The following is an 18,137-nucleotide window of genomic DNA, read 5'->3' as shown; positions in this document are numbered from 1 at the left end:
TATTGTGTTTAAAAAATTCCCTAATTAATTAAACATAACGTCAGATTAAGACAAAGGTTGGTTTTATGAAATTATATTTTTTTGTAGCTGGCTTTGGGCTCTCCACAGGTCGGACAAACATAGTCGTCAGGGAGATGATCGAAAGTTGTACCAGGTTTAATGTCAAATGCCTCATCTCCATATTTTTCATCATAGATGGTCTGACAGCTCGAGCATTGAAAGCGGTCTACTTTCTTTTCTGGAATAGTTTTCGTTTTGGTAGGGACAGGAGTTTCTTCCAGCTGTTCGTAGTACATGTGGCTGAGTTCTATCAGCAGCGCAGGCAGTATTTCTCTTCTGACACCTTCTACATAACTGTGGTATTCTCCAGAATTAGGGTTAAAATCCGTGGAATACAGAATATTATAACTTCTTTCACTTTCCTCGCTTTTCTCGTCAAACTCAATTACCACCGAGGTAAATAAGTACATGTCATCGTTAGGCTTAATGGTGAAGGTAAGCCCAGAGGTGCTAATGTCTTGTTGGTCCAAAGCTCTTACGAGGTAATTTTTCAACTCCATGCACTCGTCATGAAGCACGGGCAAATGCCAGTTGAGCTCGAGTGAAGAGTGACGTAGGTTCATACCGGATTTCCCCATCAGTTTGTCCCAACCTATGAGGTGTTCTTCTCTGATTCCTTGAACGATAAAAGACTTCCAGGGAGTAAGACTAACGCGTCCGACGTTGGTATCCAGGCAACGCTGGCAGATGTCTTTCAGAATGTTGATGGCAAATTTATTGCTTCTCCAGTACAGTCCTAGCCAGTAAGTTCCTCCAGGTTCACGGTTTAGACCTTCGTAATACGGGAAATTGGTCTTTGGGTACTGCAGTTCTTCCAGTGGGTTTTGTTTGGTCAGATCTAGTTGATCTATCGCAGCGAAAATTTCCTCCATGGGAATGCCTTCTTCGTCTACATTCATCCCCGAGATCAATTCGACTACCTTATTCAGCTCATAGCCATAGATGATTTTGGAGTAGGCGACTGGTTGGTTGTTGTTGGATTTAAATCTCAAGTAGAGATACCAGTAGTTGTCCTGTTTGGAGGCTATGAAGTTGATGTTGCCAGTGAACAAAGGCACCATGCTCTGTAGTGGATCGACGATGTTTACCCTGTATTTTGGTTTGATCGTAATGCTATCCAGAATGTGGTGAAAGACATGAGGAACTAGCCAAACACGGTGTGGCATAACCTCAAGGGCCACATAAGAACTTACTATGTTTTGATGAGTGAAATGATTGGATTGGAAATCCGTATTGATTTTGGCAAAAGTTTCCTCCAGGCTATCTCTATGTTTCTCCAAAACCGGAAAAAGTATGTCTTGACGCGATCCAAGATGGATGTAATCACTTCCTAATTTTTGTGCGGTATTGATGATTTTCAGAAAGTCCCCTGTTGACAAGATTCCACCCTTGACAAAGACTCTAACCAGATCCTTTTTCTTCATTCCTTTTATTAACTGCTGTGCGTGTTCAAATCTATAAAGTATTTGCTTATGTCATTCTGAACGAAGTGAATTCTTTTGGGGACACAAAATTGACATTAGTAGATTCACTTCGAACAGAAATGACTGTGTTTAAGCTTCAACTGTTTCTTCTATTTCTTTGGGTTGGTGAGATTTCAGCATCTGTTGTATTTCTCCTTTGCAACTACCGCAACCGAGTCCAGCCCCTGTAGCCTGACAAACATCGATGAGGGTAGAGCAGCCTGCATCCATGGCTTTCTCTAGATTTCCTGTCCCAACATTGTTGCACGAGCACACCAGGCTGCCTAACATAGGCTCTCCGGCGTCTCCTGAGCGCAGTAGCTCTTTACGTTTGTCGGATAGCTCTACATTGTTTTCGATCAGCTCTTTGAATTCTGCAAATTCCGATTTGTCACCCATCAAAATGGCACCAATCAACTTGTCCTCATGAATGATGCATTTTTTATAGTACTTCTGAGATTTGTCAATGAAAAGAATTTCCTCACAACCTTTTAAACTTGGTGGAGGATCAGGAAGCCCAATTGAGCATAGATCCAAATCTGGGAACTTGAGGATGTTCATTGGAACCGTGCCTTTGTACATCGCTGTAAGGTCGCCAGCTATGTGTCTTGCAGATATGTCTGCCATATCCTCTGCAGCAGCGGTCGTTCCATTCAGGCCTCTGTTGAACTCTGCTATCTCACCTATGGCATAGATGGCTGGGTCAGAAGTCTGCAGATAATCGTTGACCAAAATCCCTCGTCCACAATCTAATCCGATTTCACGAGCCATTTCGGAGTTTGGTCTTGTGCCAATGGCATAAACTATCGCATTACCCTTGATGGTTTTTCCGCTTTTGAGGTCGGCTTCTATGCGTTTTTCCGCTTCGTATGAGCGTACAGCCTGTACTTCATCATTGGTGTAGACATTGATTCCCATATCTTCCATGAGCGCCCGCAAAAGTGTACTAGCCATAGGGTCTAGTTGTCTTTCCATGAGCCTGGCTGAAAGCTGGATGACGGATACTTCTACATCAATTTCGCGAAGGGCAGAGGCTAGTTCTAAGCCGAGTAAACCACCGCCTACAATCACCACATGACCTTGATTGCCAGTGAATTCCTTGAGCGCATCGGCACTTTGACGATCACGCATGGTGAAGAGGCCGGGTTTATCAATTGGAACATTTGGCGGCACGAAAGCCCTTGATCCGGTCGCCAAAATCAAAACATCATAATCATGTGTTTGACCATGTTGGTCCAACACTGTTTTTTCTTCTCGGTTGATTTTGTCGATGCTGCACGAGGTGTGAAGATGAACATTGAGTTCTTCAAATTCTCCATACTTGAATTTGAGCAGGTCTTCCCACTGCTTGTGCTGATTGACATATTCTGGTAGCAATACCCGATTATAAAAAGGATATTCCTCTTTGGAGAAAACGTGGATTTCGTCTTCTTCATTGAGCGAACGGTAGGTGTTCAAGAAGCGATAAGCCGCTGCTCCAGCACCCACGATCACTATTTTTTGTTTTGGCTTTTTGTATTTTTTGACCTCTACTGCAGAGTATTTAAACCCAGGCTGTTTGGAGATTGGGTCAAAGGCTTTGTTGGTGAGGTTGTTGGCTCTTCCGAACTCGCTACCCATCAACTTTCCCCAATGCATAGGGAGGAAAACAACTCCCTTTTTTATGTTTTCGGTAACTGTAGCATTTACTCTCACCTCTCCTCTGGCACCAGATATCAATACCGAATCGCCATTTTTAATTCCGCGTTCTGCTGCATCTGACGGATGAATCTCCAAATAAGGTTTGGAGATATGCTTGTTTAGCTTGCTGACTTTGCCAGAGCGCGTCATGGTATGCCATTGATCTCTGATTCTACCAGTGGTCAAAACCAGTGGAAAATCCTGAGAAAGCATATCTGCTTCATTGGAAACGCCCGTTGTTAGGATTTGAGCTTTTTGGTTGGGTGTATAAAATTTCTTGTCGGTAAATAGGCGAGGGGTTCCAGGGTGTGTCTCACTAGGTACAGGCCATTGTACACTCCCTTCATTTTTCAGTCGGTCATAGTTCAGCCCCGAAATGTCAATATTGGTACCTTTCGTGAGTTGACAGTGTTCCTTATATACTTCTTCCTCGTTTTTGAATTCAAATCCCGGATAGCCCATTTTTTTGGCAAAACGAATCAGGATTTCTGAATCTGCCAATGCTTCTCCTGGAGCGTCAACCATTTTGGGCAAATAAGAAATGCGACGTTCAGAATTCGTCATCGTACCTTCCTTTTCCAGCCATCCTGCTGCAGGTAAAATCAGATCAGCATATTTGACAGTATCCGATCGACTAGAAATGTCCTGAACCACTACAAATTTGGCTTTCTTCATGGCTCGATCTACCAAATTGGCATCAGGCATACTTACCGATGGGTTGGTGCATATGATCCAAATGGCTTTGAGCTCACCTGAGTCCAATGCGTCGAACATTTGCGTGGCAGTCAGGCCTGGCTTGTCAGGGACTGAATCCACTCCCCAAAAGTTGGCTACTTCTTGTCTGTCTTCTGGACTTGCTTGCTTTCTGTGCGCAGCGAGTAAGGATGCCATACCACCCACCTCACGTCCTCCCATGGCATTGGGCTGTCCCGTAAGAGAGAATGGTCCTGCGCCTGGTTTGCCAATTTGACCGGTGATCAAATTAAGGTTGATCAGGGCCAGGTTGTTGTTGACTCCTTGCGTACTTTGGTTGAGCCCCATAGTCCACATGGACAAGTATGCCTTTGCATTGCCGATGTAGCTGGCAGCTAGTTTGATGTCGTCGATGCTAACATCACATATTTTAGAAGCATCCTCTAGTGAGGTGCTCATTACTTCTTCTTTGTAACTGTCAAAACCATCTGCATGATTTTGAATAAAGTCTAAATCGATATTGCCCTCTTCAATCAATACTCGTCCAATGGCCTGTAGCAGAGTAATGTCTGTACCTGGTCTCAATTGCAGATGTAGATCTGCCAATGAACAACTGTCTGTAACCCGAGGATCAATGACGATGATTTTTGTGTCAGGATTTTTCTCTTTGTGCGCCTCTATTCTTCTAAAAAGGATAGGGTGACACCATGCAGGGTTGGCTCCAGCGATTAGAAAAGTGTCCGCTAATTCTATGTCTTCATATGAAATCGGGACTGAATCTTCTCCCAGTGTTTTGACATAGCCCATCACCGCCGAACTCATACATAGTCGGCTGTTGGTGTCCACATTGTTAGTACCTATATAGCCTTTGGTCAGCTTGTTGACTAGATAATATTCCTCTGTCAAACATTGCCCCGAAACATAGAAGCCTACTGAATCCGGCCCATGCTTTTCGATGAAGGTTTTGAATACAGCTGCAGCACGGTCTATTGCCGTATCCCAGTCTACTCTTTCAAGTGGGTGGTATTTGGACCATCTCATCTGTGGATACATCAGTCTGTCGGTCTGATCTTGAACTACGTAGTTCAGGTTTCTGCCCTTCGAACATAGCATACCTCTACTGACGGGATGGTCCTCTATACCTTCGAGTTCTATTTTGCCTTTCTTATCAACTGAAACCTCTATACCACAGCCGACCCCACAATATGAACAAGTAGTTTTCGCCTTAGTGCTATTTCGGTATTTGAAAGTAGAACTCATATTGAATTTGAATAAGTAGTTGCTTCGTTATTCAACAGACAATTTGCTGTCTGTTTCTATGATTACAAATATACAGTAAGTCAATTATAAAATAAGTATTGATACGTAAAAAATATGTTTGCAACTACGTAATAAATATGCGAAAAGTCATAAAAACGGTCTTGTTCTACGTAATTATCGATTGGCAGCCCAAATTTTAAGTAGTAGGGCTCTAACCAGGAATTAGGAGGTAGTAAAAGAAAAAAGGCATTGATCTAATATGTACCAATGCCTTTAAATAATTAATTAAGACGGTTTCTTTATCCAGCTGTGATATAGGGTTCAGCGTCTATCTTTCTGATCAATTCGGTGATGTTAGAAACACCCAATTTCTTCATGATGTTGAAGCGATGCGTTTCGATGGTTCTTACGCTTTTACCCAGCTGCTCTGCTATGTCTTTGTTGCTATTGCCCTCATACACCAATTGTAAGATTTGCTTTTCTCTTTTGGTGATGTGGTAGTCATTTTCAGGCTGATTGTTTCTATTGCTTACTGGCTTTCCATCCTTGATGTTCAGGTAGGAATTGACCAGGATGTTGGAGATGTCCCCGCTGAAATACTTTTGTCCGTCCAAAACAGCATGCAGTGCTTTGGAGAATTCCTCTTTTGTAGTGTCTTTGAGTAGATAACCTGCAGCTCCGCTTTCGATAGATTTGATAATATATTCCTCATCATCATGCATGGATAGTATCAAAGCCTTGGTCTCAGGAGCATATTCCTTTAGTTTGGCTGTTGCTTCTATGCCATTCATGATTGGCATTTTTATGTCTGATATTAATATATCTGGTTTGAGCAATCGGGCTTTTTCCAGGGCCTCTTCTCCATTAGAAGCCTCAGCGATCACGTCTACGTCTCCATTACTTTCCAGTAATATTTTAATTCCATTTCTCACAATGACGTGATCATCAGCTAATATGACTCTTATTTTACTCATAGGTGGCTTATGTTAACGGTAGTTTAATAATCACGGTAGTTCCTTTTCCTATTTCCGTTTCTATATCAAAGGTGGCATTGACATAGGCAGCTCTTTCTTTCATGTTATATATACCATGACCAGAGGCTCCAAAATGCCCCACGTTTTCCAATTTTTTTATATCAAATCCTTTGCCATTATCCTGAACTCTGATTTCTAATTGTGAAACAGTATGATTCAGTATAATGTTGATCTCGTCTGCTTTGGCATATTTAATACCATTGTTTACAGCTTCTTGAACGATTCTGTAGAGATTGGTTTCAACATTCCCATCCAATCTATTAATGAAACCTGTTTTGTTCGTGAAGGTTACTTTGGTGGTAGTCAATGCGGTGGTTTCCTGACTTATCTTTTTCAAAGCAGGCACAATGCCAAAATCAACGAGACTACTAGGAGCGAGGTTAAATGAGACTCTTCGAACCTCTTTAATGATGCTTTTCATCAAATGCTTGGCATCACTCATTCTTTGTCTCATGTGCGGAGAACTAGAAGTCACGATTCCTTCCAGATTCAGTTTGAGTCCAGTCAGCATTTGGCCAATGCCATCGTGGATTTCCTGAGCTATTCTCTTTCTTTCTTCTTCCTGGCCTTCCAGGATCAAAACGGATCGATATTGCTGTTCTTTTACGCGTTTGTCAACCAACTCCAAGTTGATCTCTCTTGACATTTGCTTCGCCTCTATGATGTCGGTAGCATCTCTTCCGATCACGAGGAGGGCATATTCGTTTTTGCGGGTATTGGTAGGGACAGGCTGTATGACCAAATCCATCCAAACAAAATCTCCGTCTTCATTACATACTTTTATCTCTCCGTTCCATGACTCTTTTTGTTGAGTCAAATCCTTGACCTGAGAGGTAAAATCTTCTCTATAGGACTGGCTATGAAGCCATTCGTAAAAGTTTTCAACATGATCGCTAGATTCCAGCGCCATCACTTCCCTAAACTTCTCCGAAAGATGCTCTATCTCACCATCCATATTCATCTTCATAAATATGGATAGTTCTTCGGGATGGTGCTTGGTAGATTCTAAATCCTGGTAGGAACGGCCCAGTTCATCGTATAATTTCGAAACCTGAGAAGCCATGGTTTTAGCATCACCTTCAGAGGCGATCAGTTGCTTATATGATCCATAAATTTGTCGATATTTAGGATATAATAAGCCAAAAAACACCAATGCGATCAACCCGGAGATTAAAATGATAAAGATGATTTCCTGATCAATCAGACCACTCTTCTCCTGACTATAGGTAAGTATGTAATATTGCCCAATGAGAATAGCAGCAACCACTCCTATAAAGGAGGCCAGGCCTGTGTAACCGAGTTGTTTTAATGTTTTTGTAGTTCTCAATTATAATCTAGTCTAGACTGCAATATTAGGTGAAATTACGCAGCTTAGTGTGAAAATCCTACGTAAACATACCCGTCTTCAATTTTAACGGGGTAAGTGGCTAAGTCACACTCATCTCCATTCAGATTTTTGCCGGATTGGAGGCTAAAAGTCTTTTTATGGAAAGGGCATGCCACTTTTGGTTCTTCTCCTTCGGTGCCTAACATGCCTCGCGACAAAATCATTTGCTTCTTGTGAGGGCAAAGATTCTGACTGGCAAACCACTCGCTTCGTCTGGTGAAATTGTAAACAGCTATCTGCAGTCCTTTGTATTCTATAGCTGCTCCAGCATTTTCAGGAAAGGCATCTACTTCAGCGGCCTTGTACCATTCTTTTACCTCTTCAGGTTTTACACTTTTATATTCCAAAACTGTATCTGTCATCTTGAATTTTTTATCTAATTTCTCTTGTAGAAAGGGGTTATGCACCCCATTCTACTGGTTTTTTCTGTCCACGCATTTCTTCGAACTTCATAGTTGGATCTGGAATGCTCGTATTGACGAAGTGTGTGAATCGTTTTCTTAATTCTGGATTGTTCACCACTTCTTTCCATTCACATTTGTAGGTGTTGATCATGAAGTCCATTTCTCTTTCTAGTTCTTCACCAATGCCCAAACTGTCTTCAACAATTACTTCCTTCAAGTAATCTATTCCGCCTTCGAGTTTGTTCAGCCAGGTAGAAGTTCTGTTGAGTGGTTCGGCTGTTCGGATATAAAACATCAAGAAACGATCGATGTATTTCAAACAGGTTTCTGAGTCGATGTCTCCGGCCAAAAGAAGGGCGTGTTGTGGATTGGATCCGCCGTTTCCACATACGTAGAGGTTCCAGCCTTCCTCAGTAGCTATGATGCCAAAATCTTTACTCTGCGCTTCTGCACATTCTCTTCTACATCCAGATACCGCACTTTTCAATTTGTGAGGCGAACGAAGGCCTCTGTATCTTTCTTCTACCTCGATGGCGAAGGATACCGAGTCGTGCAGACCGTATCTACACCAGGTCGAACCTACGCAGCTTTTTACTGTTCTCAGTGATTTGCCATAGGCGTGTCCGCTTTCAAAACCAGCATTGATTAGCTCCTCCCAGATATCTGGTAGCTGGTGGACCTGTGCACCAAACAGGTCGATACGTTGACCTCCTGTGATTTTAGTGTAGAGGTCATATTTTTTTGCTACTTCACCGATTACGATCAATTTATCAGGGGTGATTTCTCCTCCAGGGATTCTTGGTACTACAGAGTAGGAGCCACCTTTCTGAATGTTCGCCAGGTATTTGTCGTTGGTGTCTTGTATAGCGTCTTTTCCTTTTTCAAGGATCATTTCGTTCCAGGTACTGGCTAGGATTGAGGCAACTGCTGGACGACAGGTTTCACAGCCGTCTCCTTTGCCATATTCGTCTAACAACTGGTTGTAGTCCTGGATCTTTTTGATTTTTATAATGTCCAAAAGTTCCTGACGGGTGTAGTCAAAGTGCTCGCAAATTACGTTTTTGACGGTTTTACCCATTTTTGCCCATTGATCGTTGAAAATATCTTTCACGATCGGGTTACAAGCGCCACATCCAGTGCCGGCTTTGGTACAAGCTTTTACGTCTGCCAGATCCTCATATTCATTGTCAATGATCGCCTGACTAATGTCTCCTTTGGTTACGTTTTCACAAGAACAAATTTGTGCTGTGTCAGGTAGCTCCATTTTGGCTTCCTCTCCGCCACGGCTACCGAGGATCAGGTCTTCAGGTTGAGGAGGGAGTGCCATGCCATTGAGTGTGACTTGCAAAAGCATATTGTAAGCCTCTGCCTCACCTACTAAAATACCGCCAAGCAGACGCTGGCCATCCTCCGAGATGTTGATTCTCTTATAGATGCCTGCGTGCTTGTCTTCAAAAACAATAGGTTTATGTGCTTCGTTTTCACAAATGGCATTACCAAAGCTGGCAACATCTACACCGATTAGTTTCAGCTTAGTAGACATGTCATAGCTTTCGAATGCCTTGTCATTGTCTCCGATCAATTGATTGACTACTACGTCGGCCATTTCATAGCCAGGCGCCACCAATCCGTAGATCATGTTTTTGTGAAGTGCACATTCACCGATTGCAAAAATGTTCGTGTCGTCTGTTTGCAACAGATCATTTACCACGATACCTCCTCTTGGTCCTACAGCCAGGCCACATGCAGTAGCCAACTCGTCTCTTGGTTTGATACCTGCTGAGATGACGAGCATTTCTACATCAAGTTCGGAATCATCCTGAAACTCCATTCCAGTCATTTTTTCCTCTCCTGAGATATTTTTTGTGTTTTTATTAAGGTGAATAGTCAAGCCCAAATCTTCCATTTTGGTAATGAGGGCATTTGATCCTGCTTCGTCCAACTGTCTCGGCATCAGACGAGGAGCAAATTCGATGACGTGTGTTTCTTGTTTAAGGTCAATCATGGCCTTAGCTGCCTCCAGACCTAGAAGACCTCCTCCTAAAACAGCTGCTTTTTTTGTCTTCTTGCTATAGTCAATGATAGCATCCAGATCTTCGATGGTTCTATATACGAAGACTCCTTCTTTTTCTACTCCATTGATTGGAGGGACAAAAGCACTGGACCCGGTTGCCAAAATTAGCTTGTCATAGGAGAGGGTAGTGCCCTTGTGGGAAGTGACTGTTTTGTTTACTCTGTCGATCTGATTGATCATTTCTCCAGAGATTAATTCAATGTCATTTTCTTCGTACCAGGATCTTGGAGCCATCTCCAGGTTCTCGACTGATGGATTGGTAAAGTATTCGCTAAGGTGAACCCTGTCGTAGGCTGGATGCGGTTCTTCTCCAAAAACTGTGATTTCAAATTTGTTCTTGTCAGCTTTGGCTCTTAGTTTTTCACAAAACTTATAGCCAACCATACCATTACCTATTACAATTATTTTCTCCATGATGAATTTTTTGTTACGTAAAACTACGTATTAAAATCAATTATGGTAACAAAACTACGTAATTAATGTTTAAAAAACCACAATAACTACGTAATTAAATTAGACGAAAACCTGATAAATGGCAGGAACGATAAATAAAAGTGCTACATAATTAAGACTGAGATATGAACAATAAAGTGGATGCTGTTTTTGAAAAAATAGACAAAATCAACGCTGAGGACCCAAATAAGGAGATAGTTGATGGGAGTGAGGTTCCGAAAGAGTGGATATATGGACGAAGAATGACTGAAATGCTAACTACGTATAAAGAAAATCCGTCAGTTGAACTTCAAATTGCTGCTAGAGGCCAACATATTAAACGTTGGCACATTCCCCGATCGGAATATCCCATGGATCGCAAAGGATACCTGAAGTGGAGAACCATGCTGAAGATCTATCATGGTGAGCTTCTAAGTAGTCTGATGGAAGAGGAAGGGTTTGGATCGGATTCGATTGCAAAAGTTGTAGAGCTAGTCAATAAGAAAAAGCTGAAAACCGATCAGGAATCTAAGGAGCTAGAAGATGTAGTTTGTTTGGTCTTCTTGAAGTTTTACTTTCATGATTTTGCCGCACAGCACCCGGATGAAAAGGTGATTGATATAGTGCAAAAGACCTGGGGGAAAATGACTGAGAAAGGACATGATCTGGCGCTTAAATTAAATTATGATGTGGGTGATTTGGCTTTGATCCAAAAAGCATTGAGTTGAGAAGGGGCTAGGCTTCTTCTATGGCTTTTTTGAGTTCCTTCATCGATCGTTCGATCTGCAGGTGTATGGCTTGATTGATTTGGATCAGTCTTAATACCTTTAGTCGAGACCATTGTACTTGAGATAGGTATTCTTTGTTGTCCAGGATGGAGGTGTCCTGGACTGTATCGCTTACAGTTGGTTCTTCTGAGAGACTGAGCTCTTTTTGAATATTTACGATGGCTTGGTTTGAATCATATTCAGTCAGCAGTGGCCACAGTTTGGAGGAGGAAGATTCGTTGATGAGATCGGTGATGATTTCGTGTTCTACCAGAAGGCTTTCTAAGTAACTGAGGTGTCTCAAGATTTCCTTGTTGCGCTGCAATAGGTTCAGTTGGTCCGAAGAAGAAACTCCTTGTATATAGGTAGAAATGTTTTTCAATCTGAATTTTGACGCCATTCTTCAAACAGAAAGGAGATCGTAATGCCAATGAATATCACCATCACTTCAAATAAATACTTTCGAATGATCTCTTTCATGTAGTTGAGGTGGTTATAATGACACAAAAACTAACCTAAACTTCTGATCAATCAAACCAGGTCAGTGCTTTGTTGTTTTACTTCCTGTGTCAATGCATATATTAAGTTGAGCTTTCCACAAATTAACAATCTTTTGTTCCTCAGTATTTTATGACAGCTTTTATTATTTATTATATTACAGTGAGGAATTGTTTGAACCTTAGTTATTAATCATCAAAACCAGCATTAGATGCGTCAACTTAAAATCACAAAACAAATCACCAACCGTGAGAGCCCCTCACTAGAGAAGTATCTCCATGAAATAAGTAAAGTAGAATTGATCACTGCCGAACAAGAGGTCGAACTTGCTCAGCGTATCAAGGAAGGTGATCAGATCGCACTCGAACGATTGATTAAAGCCAATCTTCGCTTTGTGATATCGGTGGCCAAGCAGTATCAAAATCAGGGATTGACCTTGAGTGATTTGATCAACGAGGGAAATCTAGGTTTGATTAAGGCGGCACAGCGTTTCGATGAAACGCGTGGTTTCAAGTTTATCTCCTATGCTGTTTGGTGGATCAGACAATCTATTCTTCAAGCTCTGGCTGAGCAAGCCAGAATCGTTCGTCTGCCACAGAATAGGGTAGGCTCCATTTCTAAAATATCTAAAGCCTTTGCTACACTCGAGCAGCAGTTTGAGAGAGAACCTACACAGGAAGAAATCGCTGAGATGCTGGAGATGTCTCTGGACGAAGTGATCATGGCTACCCGTAATTCCGGACGTCACATCAGTATGGATGCACCTTTTTCTAGTAGTGAAGAGGGGAGTTTGCTGGATGTGATGGTGGATGAAAGTGAAAAAGAGCCTGATGATGCGTTGGAGCACGACTCGCTTCGTAGCGAAGTAAAACGTGTGCTGTCTACCTTGACTCATCGCGAATCTGAAGTGATCAAATATTACTTTGGCCTAGAGGATGGTCATCCATTGACTCTGGATGAAATCGGTTATCGAATCGAGCTGACTCGTGAGCGCGTGAGACAAATCAAGGAAAAGGCGATTCGCAGATTGCGTCACACCACCAAAACGCAGAATTTACGCGTTTTCCTCGGTTGAAATTACCAAGCTGTTTGCTTATTAGGTCGTTCGCTGTAGTTACGAAATCTGGCGTTAGCTATGGAGACACTCTGATAACTATAATTGATCAGTGGTAAACTTTTTTTGATTGAAATTGTTCTGTTATTCGCGAACGCAGACTCTATATTTGCGTTCATCAATTCGGAGAATAATACAATCGGAAAAATGACAGAGGAAAAAGTAAAAGTACTAATCATAGGATCTGGCCCAGCCGGATATACAGCAGCCATTTATGCATCCAGAGCAGGATTGAATCCAGTTCTCTACACAGGAGGAGAGCCAGGTGGACAGCTTACTACTACTAATGACGTTGAAAATTTTCCGGGCTATCCGGATGGAATCAATGGTCCAGCCATGATGCAAGACTTGCAAAAGCAAGCTGAGCGATTTGGTACTGATGTTCGTTTTGGATTGGCTACCTCTGTGGATTTCTCGTCCTACCCTCACAAAGTCATCATTGACGAAAAACATGAAGTAACTGCTGAAGCAGTGATTATCTCAACTGGTGCTAGTGCTCAGTACCTTGGGTTAGAGTCTGAGAAGAGACTGATGAATGTTGGGGTTTCAGCTTGTGCGGTTTGTGATGGTTTCTTCTACAAGGGCAAAGAAGTCGCTGTAGTAGGAGGTGGAGACACTGCTGCTGAAGAAGCAACTTACCTGGCTAATATCTGTCCTAAAGTTTACCTGTTGGTAAGAAGAGATGAAATGAGAGCTTCTCAGATCATGCAGGAGAGAGTGAAAAATGCTAAGAACATCGAAATCCTTTGGAACACCTCTACCGAAGAAGTATTAGGTAAGGATGAAGTAGAAGGTATGCGTGTAGTAAATAATGTGACTGGCGAGAAGAAAGATATTCCTATCAGTGGATTCTTCGTGGCGATTGGTCACAAGCCTAACACGGATATTTTTAAAGATTACCTCGATATGGATGAGGCAGGCTATCTGAAAGTAGTTCCAGGAAGTAGTAAAACGAATGTTGAAGGTGTATTTGTGACCGGTGATGCGGCGGATAAGGTGTATCGTCAGGCGATTACAGCTGCAGGTAGCGGTTGTATGGGGGCTTTGGATGCAGAACGCTTCCTGGCTGCCAAAGAGTTTGAAACAGCACAATAACATTTAGGAGATATTCGCAGCATGAGTAGAAGAATAGTAATAGGCTTCTTACTCTTATTGACGATATGTACAGAATCCTTTGGTCAAGAGAAAAGGCGAAAGGATTTTTTTCGTTTCAGGAATAAGAGCGTAGTAGTGTCACCTGTCATAATACCAGACACCATTCAGGTAGTAGATGAGTCCTGGTTTGAAATAGATGAAAATTATCTTGACAGTCTGGCTTGGCTGGAGCAGAGAGAGTTAGAAGAGCAAATGAGCGTTGAAGTAGACGAGCAGGAGCTAATTCTGGCCTATGACGTACCGGTAGAGGTTTCGGAGCAATTGATGATCGACTCGGTCTGGGTGACTATTAGAGAGTACTATAGTATATGGAGTACCAGTGATGTCAATCCCTATGAAATGGATGGGGAGAAGTTTCAAGACACAGTGCGCTTGCCACTGACGTTTGAAAATCCTGAATTGGATTGGTGCATGCCATTGGAACGGATGACGGTGACGTCTCCTTTTGGTCTGAGAAGATGGAAATGGCACTATGGGGATGATATCCGATTGAATGTAGGCGATTCGGTACATTCGGCCTTCGATGGAATCGTGAGAATGTCTCGCTACGATCGATATGGGTATGGTTATTATGTTTTGGTTCGTCACTACAATGGTCTGGAGACACTGTACGGTCATTTGAGCAAAAGATTGGTCGAGCCTGGAGATGTGGTCAAAGCAGGAGATGTGATAGGACTAGGCGGCAGTACAGGTCGTAGTACGGGACCCCACTTGCATTTTGAAGTGAGGTATCAGGGCAATGCCATTGCTCCGACGGATGTGTTTGACTTTGATGCGCTGACACTGAAAGAGGAAGAACTGGAAATTACAGCTGCTACATTTGAGTATCTGAAGGAAGCACGCAAAGTACGCTACCACCGGGTACGTAGTGGTGATACACTTAGCCATATTGGACGAAGGTATGGCGTGTCTGTGACTAAATTATGCAGGCTAAATGGAATAAGTCGCAATTCTGTGCTACGTATTGGTCAAAGATTGCGTATCACTTAAGGTACTAACGAGAAAATTATGAAATTAGATGTTTTGGTGTTTGCTGCGCACCCCGATGATTCAGAATTGTCATGCGGAGGTACAATCCTTTCTTTGATTGCTCAGGGAAAGAAAGTAGGGGTAGTGGATTTCACTCGAGGAGAGATGGGGACACGTGGCACACCAGAAATCAGAGATGCCGAAGCGGCTGCCGCTGCTGAGATTTTGGGCTTGACTGTACGGGATAATCTCGGTTTTCAGGACGTCTTTTTTTCTCATGATGACGAACATGCGATCGAAGTAGTAAAGAAAATACGCCAATACCAGCCGGACATCATTTTGGCCAATGCCATAGAGGATCGCCACCCAGATCATGGAAAAGCCGCTTCCCTGGTGAAAAGGGCTTTCTTTCTTGCTGGATTGAAAAAGCTGGAAACTGAACTAGATGGAGAACCACAAGAAAATTGGTATCCCAAAAATCTATATCACTATATCCAGACAGAATACATGAAGCCTGACTTTGTGGTGGATGTATCGGAGCACTGGGAGAAACGAATGGAGGCTGTAAAAGCTTTTAAGTCTCAGTTTTTTGATCCCAATGGTGAAGCATCTAATACATTGATCTCTACTCCAGAGTTTATGGAATTGTTAGAGGCCCGAGGAAAAGAAATGGGAATGTCCATTCGAGTGAAATATGGAGAGGGGTTTGTTTGTGATAGGATGTTGGGTGTTTCTGATTTGTCCTCCTTGCTCTGAGTGGTTTCGACAATGTCAAAAGGTCGAGGGCTAAGGCATAGAATAAACACTGCTACAGAAATCCAACCTGTAATCTTTCTTTTGGTATCCAGGGTATGATCGATCAATACTGGAGGGTGATAGATTCCAATCACTCTTCCTAATACGAAAGAAAACACCAACCAGCCCGCATAGCCTTCTGCCTGAGGGTAGATATACACTGTTAGCAGTTGAGCTGAGAATATCCCTAGCGCATACATCAATTTGTCTCTGTTGGATTCTGAAAAGTTGTGAAGACAAACATATAAGAAGCCTACATAAATCATTTCGTCCAACATGAACTGCGAAAACTGAAAGGGATTGAGCATCCCTAACCCTGCATAGTAAAGTAATCCCAGAAAGAATAATTTAGAAAAAATCTTGTGTTTGTCTGGGCCGATCAGTCCGTATAAGATGTGTCCTCCGTCTAGCTGCCCTATGGGTAAAAGATTGAGCGCCGTAAAGAACAATGCTAAATATCCAGCGAAGAGAAAGGGATAGTGGATCATCTCATACTGGTGAGGGATCAGGCTTGGATCTGAAACTACGAAGTTCTCAAAAAAGGAGAACAATAGATTCGGGCCCAGCACTACAACCATTCCTTCTTTGTCATAGGCGTGATCTGCATAGTCTGCCCCCCATTGTTCGTATTCAGGGTGGATTTGGTAGATGTATTCCAGAGAGGGAAGATTGGCAAAGCCATACCATATCACAAAAAATGCCACTATGAACCCAGCCAAAGGTCCAGCCACTCCAATGTCAAAATACTTTTTTCGGCTCTCGACTCGCTCTTTGATTTTAATAAAGGCACCCATAGTACCTATAGAAGGACTACCAATAAAACCTAACCAAAGCGGAATGTAATAGGGGAGAGTAACTTTCACTTTGTGGTACTGAGCTACAAAATAATGTCCGAACTCGTGTACACTCAGAATAAGCAAAAAGGAAAGAGAAAACGCCAATCCATCCACTATCTCGCTCCAGCTGACAGTTTCTTCACCGAATAGCAGAGACTTGCCACTGGTCCATTCTGCACCAGATATCGTAGTGGTGATTAGGGTTAGAACGAAAAGTCCAATTTGGATGTAGAGTTGTTTTCTATCCTTGGGTTCAGACATGCTCAGTTATTTTGAAAATATCATTGGGTGTCGCTACATGGAAGGTGTGCAAACCTACTGATTCTGCCCCGATTAAGTTCTCTTTTTTGTCATCCAGAAAGATACAGTCTTTGGCTTCAAAGCCGGACTGTCGCAGAACTTCCTCATAGATGTCTTTGTTGGGCTTTCTTAGGTTCAGGCGATGAGAAAAATACACCTGATGGGCAAAATCATGAAGGCTGTTTTTGCCGCTGACGTTTCTTAGTGTTTGGTTGAAAGCCTGTTCGTGGATTTCGTTGGTATTGCTGAGTACCATGACCTCATAGTTCTGTTGCAGATCGAGCATCAGTTGAAGTCGTTCTATAGGAATGGCTCCTAGCATCGCATTCCAGGCTTGATCGATGGCTGAATCAGTTGCCTCTGTATTCATCATGGTTCGGATTTCCTGACGAAAGGCCTCACTGGAGATCAATCCCATCTCGTACTGCTTGAAGGCATCAGAAATTTGATAGTGCTGCATCACTTGCTCTACAGAATGATTGGCCAACTCAGCAAAGGCTTTCACTGTAGCAACTTCGTCGAGGTTGATGATCACCCCGCCCAAATCGAAAATAATAGCTTTGATATTCAATAGAAATGTTTGTGTAATATTTGGCAAATATGTAACATTGCACTCCCAAATTCAAGGTGGTCACCAAGACTATTTTGAAGGGCCTATAATCCGCCATGGGTGGACAGGCTCAGATGGCAAGAGGATCTGACCGGCAAACGTTTTGTCAGAATCAGAAAGTCCTTAGGTAAATAAAAAATTGGGCCTATAACTCAGTTGGTTAGAGTATCTGACTCATAATCAGAAAGTCCCTGGTTCGAGCCCAGGTGGGCCCACAAGAGCCTCTCAAGCAAATGTTTGAGAGGCTTTTTTGTGTCCAAAAGAATGATCAGTGAACTACCAGTATCAATTGAAGCAAAGGGAATACTGCTGTTTTTCAGGAGAAATTTTGATGAGTGATAGGGCAGTGATTCACTGAGTACTAGCTCTATGCTTTGTTGAGTTAGTACTCATCACAGTCGTGAGTTACTACTCTATAGTCTGTAGAGTTAGTACTCACTGCATCGTAGAGTTATAACTCAACGAATTGCGAAGTTCATAAGGGATAAGATCCTTAATTGTGAAATTGTTAATGAAAGATGTTCGAGGTGATAATATGGGTATATTTTTATCCTTTATAATGCTCGCCCCGACTTGCCCTAGATTGAAATAGCAAAAGAGAATAGA

Annotated in this window: 13 protein-coding genes, 1 tRNA gene and 1 pseudogene; 6 read left to right on the top strand and 9 right to left on the bottom strand. The window is 42.4% G+C overall.

Annotation, left to right across the window (positions count from 1 at the left end; genetic code table 11):
• Window positions 1-71 precede the first annotated feature (71 nt).
• The 6 genes from N7U62_RS07550 to nirB all read right to left on the bottom strand — a co-directional run bounded on the left by N7U62_RS07550 (window position 72) and on the right by nirB (window position 10,469).
• Window positions 72-1,484 carry a rubredoxin gene (locus tag N7U62_RS07550; RefSeq protein ID WP_264137311.1) on the bottom strand — a complete coding sequence of 471 codons (1,413 nt, stop codon included), beginning with the start codon at window positions 1,482-1,484 and terminating at the stop codon, window positions 72-74.
• A 129-nt stretch (window positions 1,485-1,613) separates the two neighbouring features.
• The gene (locus N7U62_RS07545; protein ID WP_264137310.1) at window positions 1,614-5,156 is read right to left on the bottom strand and encodes a nitrate reductase; all 3,543 of its coding nucleotides are present in this window, start codon (window positions 5,154-5,156) and stop codon (window positions 1,614-1,616) included.
• Window positions 5,157-5,455: 299 nt separating this feature from the next.
• On the bottom strand, window positions 5,456-6,130 hold the full coding sequence (locus N7U62_RS07540; protein WP_264137309.1) for a response regulator transcription factor: 675 nt from the start codon (window positions 6,128-6,130) through the stop codon (window positions 5,456-5,458).
• Window positions 6,131-6,137: 7 nt separating this feature from the next.
• A complete protein-coding gene (locus N7U62_RS07535) occupies window positions 6,138-7,517 on the bottom strand; it encodes a PAS domain-containing sensor histidine kinase (protein WP_264137308.1) in 1,380 nt (459 codons plus the stop codon).
• A gap of 44 nt (window positions 7,518-7,561) precedes the next feature.
• Complete coding sequence (gene nirD / locus N7U62_RS07530) at window positions 7,562-7,939, bottom strand: nitrite reductase small subunit NirD (RefSeq protein WP_264137307.1); 378 nt, start codon at window positions 7,937-7,939, stop codon at window positions 7,562-7,564.
• Between the two features lie 37 nt (window positions 7,940-7,976).
• The gene (gene nirB, locus N7U62_RS07525; RefSeq protein WP_264137306.1) at window positions 7,977-10,469 is read right to left on the bottom strand and encodes a nitrite reductase large subunit NirB; all 2,493 of its coding nucleotides are present in this window, start codon (window positions 10,467-10,469) and stop codon (window positions 7,977-7,979) included.
• Between the two features lie 164 nt (window positions 10,470-10,633).
• On the opposite strand from nirB, the gene N7U62_RS07520 reads away from it, so the two are divergent.
• Window positions 10,634-11,215, top strand: a complete 582-nt coding sequence (locus N7U62_RS07520; RefSeq protein ID WP_264137304.1) for a DUF4202 domain-containing protein — start codon at window positions 10,634-10,636, stop codon at window positions 11,213-11,215.
• Window positions 11,216-11,222: 7 nt separating this feature from the next.
• Here N7U62_RS07520 and N7U62_RS07515 read toward each other — a convergent pair whose 3' ends face one another.
• Window positions 11,223-11,654, bottom strand: a complete 432-nt coding sequence (locus N7U62_RS07515; RefSeq protein WP_264137303.1) for a hypothetical protein — start codon at window positions 11,652-11,654, stop codon at window positions 11,223-11,225.
• 309 nt (window positions 11,655-11,963) lie between these two features.
• On the opposite strand from N7U62_RS07515, the gene N7U62_RS07510 reads away from it, so the two are divergent.
• The 4 genes from N7U62_RS07510 (at window position 11,964) to bshB1 (ending at window position 15,746) form a co-directional block, all read left to right on the top strand.
• Window positions 11,964-12,827 (top strand): sigma-70 family RNA polymerase sigma factor, encoded by an 864-nt coding sequence (locus N7U62_RS07510; RefSeq protein ID WP_264137301.1) that lies wholly within the window; start codon window positions 11,964-11,966, stop codon window positions 12,825-12,827.
• Between the two features lie 186 nt (window positions 12,828-13,013).
• A complete protein-coding gene (trxB, locus tag N7U62_RS07505; protein WP_264137299.1) occupies window positions 13,014-13,961 on the top strand; it encodes a thioredoxin-disulfide reductase in 948 nt (315 codons plus the stop codon).
• Between the two features lie 21 nt (window positions 13,962-13,982).
• Entirely contained in the window at window positions 13,983-15,011 is a 1,029-nt protein-coding gene (locus tag N7U62_RS23115; RefSeq protein ID WP_318840651.1) for a peptidoglycan DD-metalloendopeptidase family protein, read from the top strand.
• Between the two features lie 18 nt (window positions 15,012-15,029).
• Window positions 15,030-15,746: a bacillithiol biosynthesis deacetylase BshB1 gene (bshB1, locus tag N7U62_RS07490; protein ID WP_264137298.1), complete on the top strand. Its 717-nt coding sequence runs from the start codon at window positions 15,030-15,032 to the stop codon at window positions 15,744-15,746.
• Window positions 15,747-16,156: 410 nt separating this feature from the next.
• Here the strand turns inward: bshB1 and N7U62_RS23110 are convergent.
• Both N7U62_RS23110 and N7U62_RS07480 read right to left on the bottom strand, forming a co-directional pair.
• Window positions 16,157-16,882, bottom strand: a pseudogene (locus N7U62_RS23110) (site-2 protease family protein); the annotation flags it as partial.
• A complete protein-coding gene (locus N7U62_RS07480; RefSeq protein ID WP_264137296.1) occupies window positions 16,875-17,492 on the bottom strand; it encodes an HAD family hydrolase in 618 nt (205 codons plus the stop codon). The pseudogene N7U62_RS23110 and the gene N7U62_RS07480, both read right to left, overlap by 8 nt.
• A 180-nt stretch (window positions 17,493-17,672) precedes the next feature.
• Here N7U62_RS07480 and N7U62_RS07475 point away from each other — a divergent pair.
• Window positions 17,673-17,746 (top strand) — tRNA-Ile (locus N7U62_RS07475).
• Window positions 17,747-18,137 lie beyond the last annotated feature (391 nt).

This window comes from Reichenbachiella ulvae, from assembly GCF_025833875.1.
Taxonomy (GTDB): domain Bacteria; phylum Bacteroidota; class Bacteroidia; order Cytophagales; family Cyclobacteriaceae; genus Reichenbachiella; species Reichenbachiella ulvae.
The sequence above is the reverse complement of the archived record's forward strand: the minus strand, read 5'-3'. Positions and strand labels throughout refer to the sequence as shown.

Coding starts and splice junctions, on each gene's coding strand:
- N7U62_RS07515 (WP_264137303.1), bottom strand. CDS start 11,654: ATGGCGTCAAAATTCAGATTGAAAAACATTTCTACCTATATACAAGGA.
- N7U62_RS07545 (WP_264137310.1), bottom strand. CDS start 5,156: ATGAGTTCTACTTTCAAATACCGAAATAGCACTAAGGCGAAAACTACT.
- trxB (WP_264137299.1), top strand. CDS start 13,014: ATGACAGAGGAAAAAGTAAAAGTACTAATCATAGGATCTGGCCCAGCC.
- N7U62_RS23115 (WP_318840651.1), top strand. CDS start 13,983: ATGAGTAGAAGAATAGTAATAGGCTTCTTACTCTTATTGACGATATGT.
- N7U62_RS07510 (WP_264137301.1), top strand. CDS start 11,964: ATGCGTCAACTTAAAATCACAAAACAAATCACCAACCGTGAGAGCCCC.
- bshB1 (WP_264137298.1), top strand. CDS start 15,030: ATGAAATTAGATGTTTTGGTGTTTGCTGCGCACCCCGATGATTCAGAA.
- nirB (WP_264137306.1), bottom strand. CDS start 10,469: ATGGAGAAAATAATTGTAATAGGTAATGGTATGGTTGGCTATAAGTTT.
- nirD (WP_264137307.1), bottom strand. CDS start 7,939: ATGACAGATACAGTTTTGGAATATAAAAGTGTAAAACCTGAAGAGGTA.
- N7U62_RS07540 (WP_264137309.1), bottom strand. CDS start 6,130: ATGAGTAAAATAAGAGTCATATTAGCTGATGATCACGTCATTGTGAGA.
- N7U62_RS07520 (WP_264137304.1), top strand. CDS start 10,634: ATGAACAATAAAGTGGATGCTGTTTTTGAAAAAATAGACAAAATCAAC.
- N7U62_RS07550 (WP_264137311.1), bottom strand. CDS start 1,484: ATGAAGAAAAAGGATCTGGTTAGAGTCTTTGTCAAGGGTGGAATCTTG.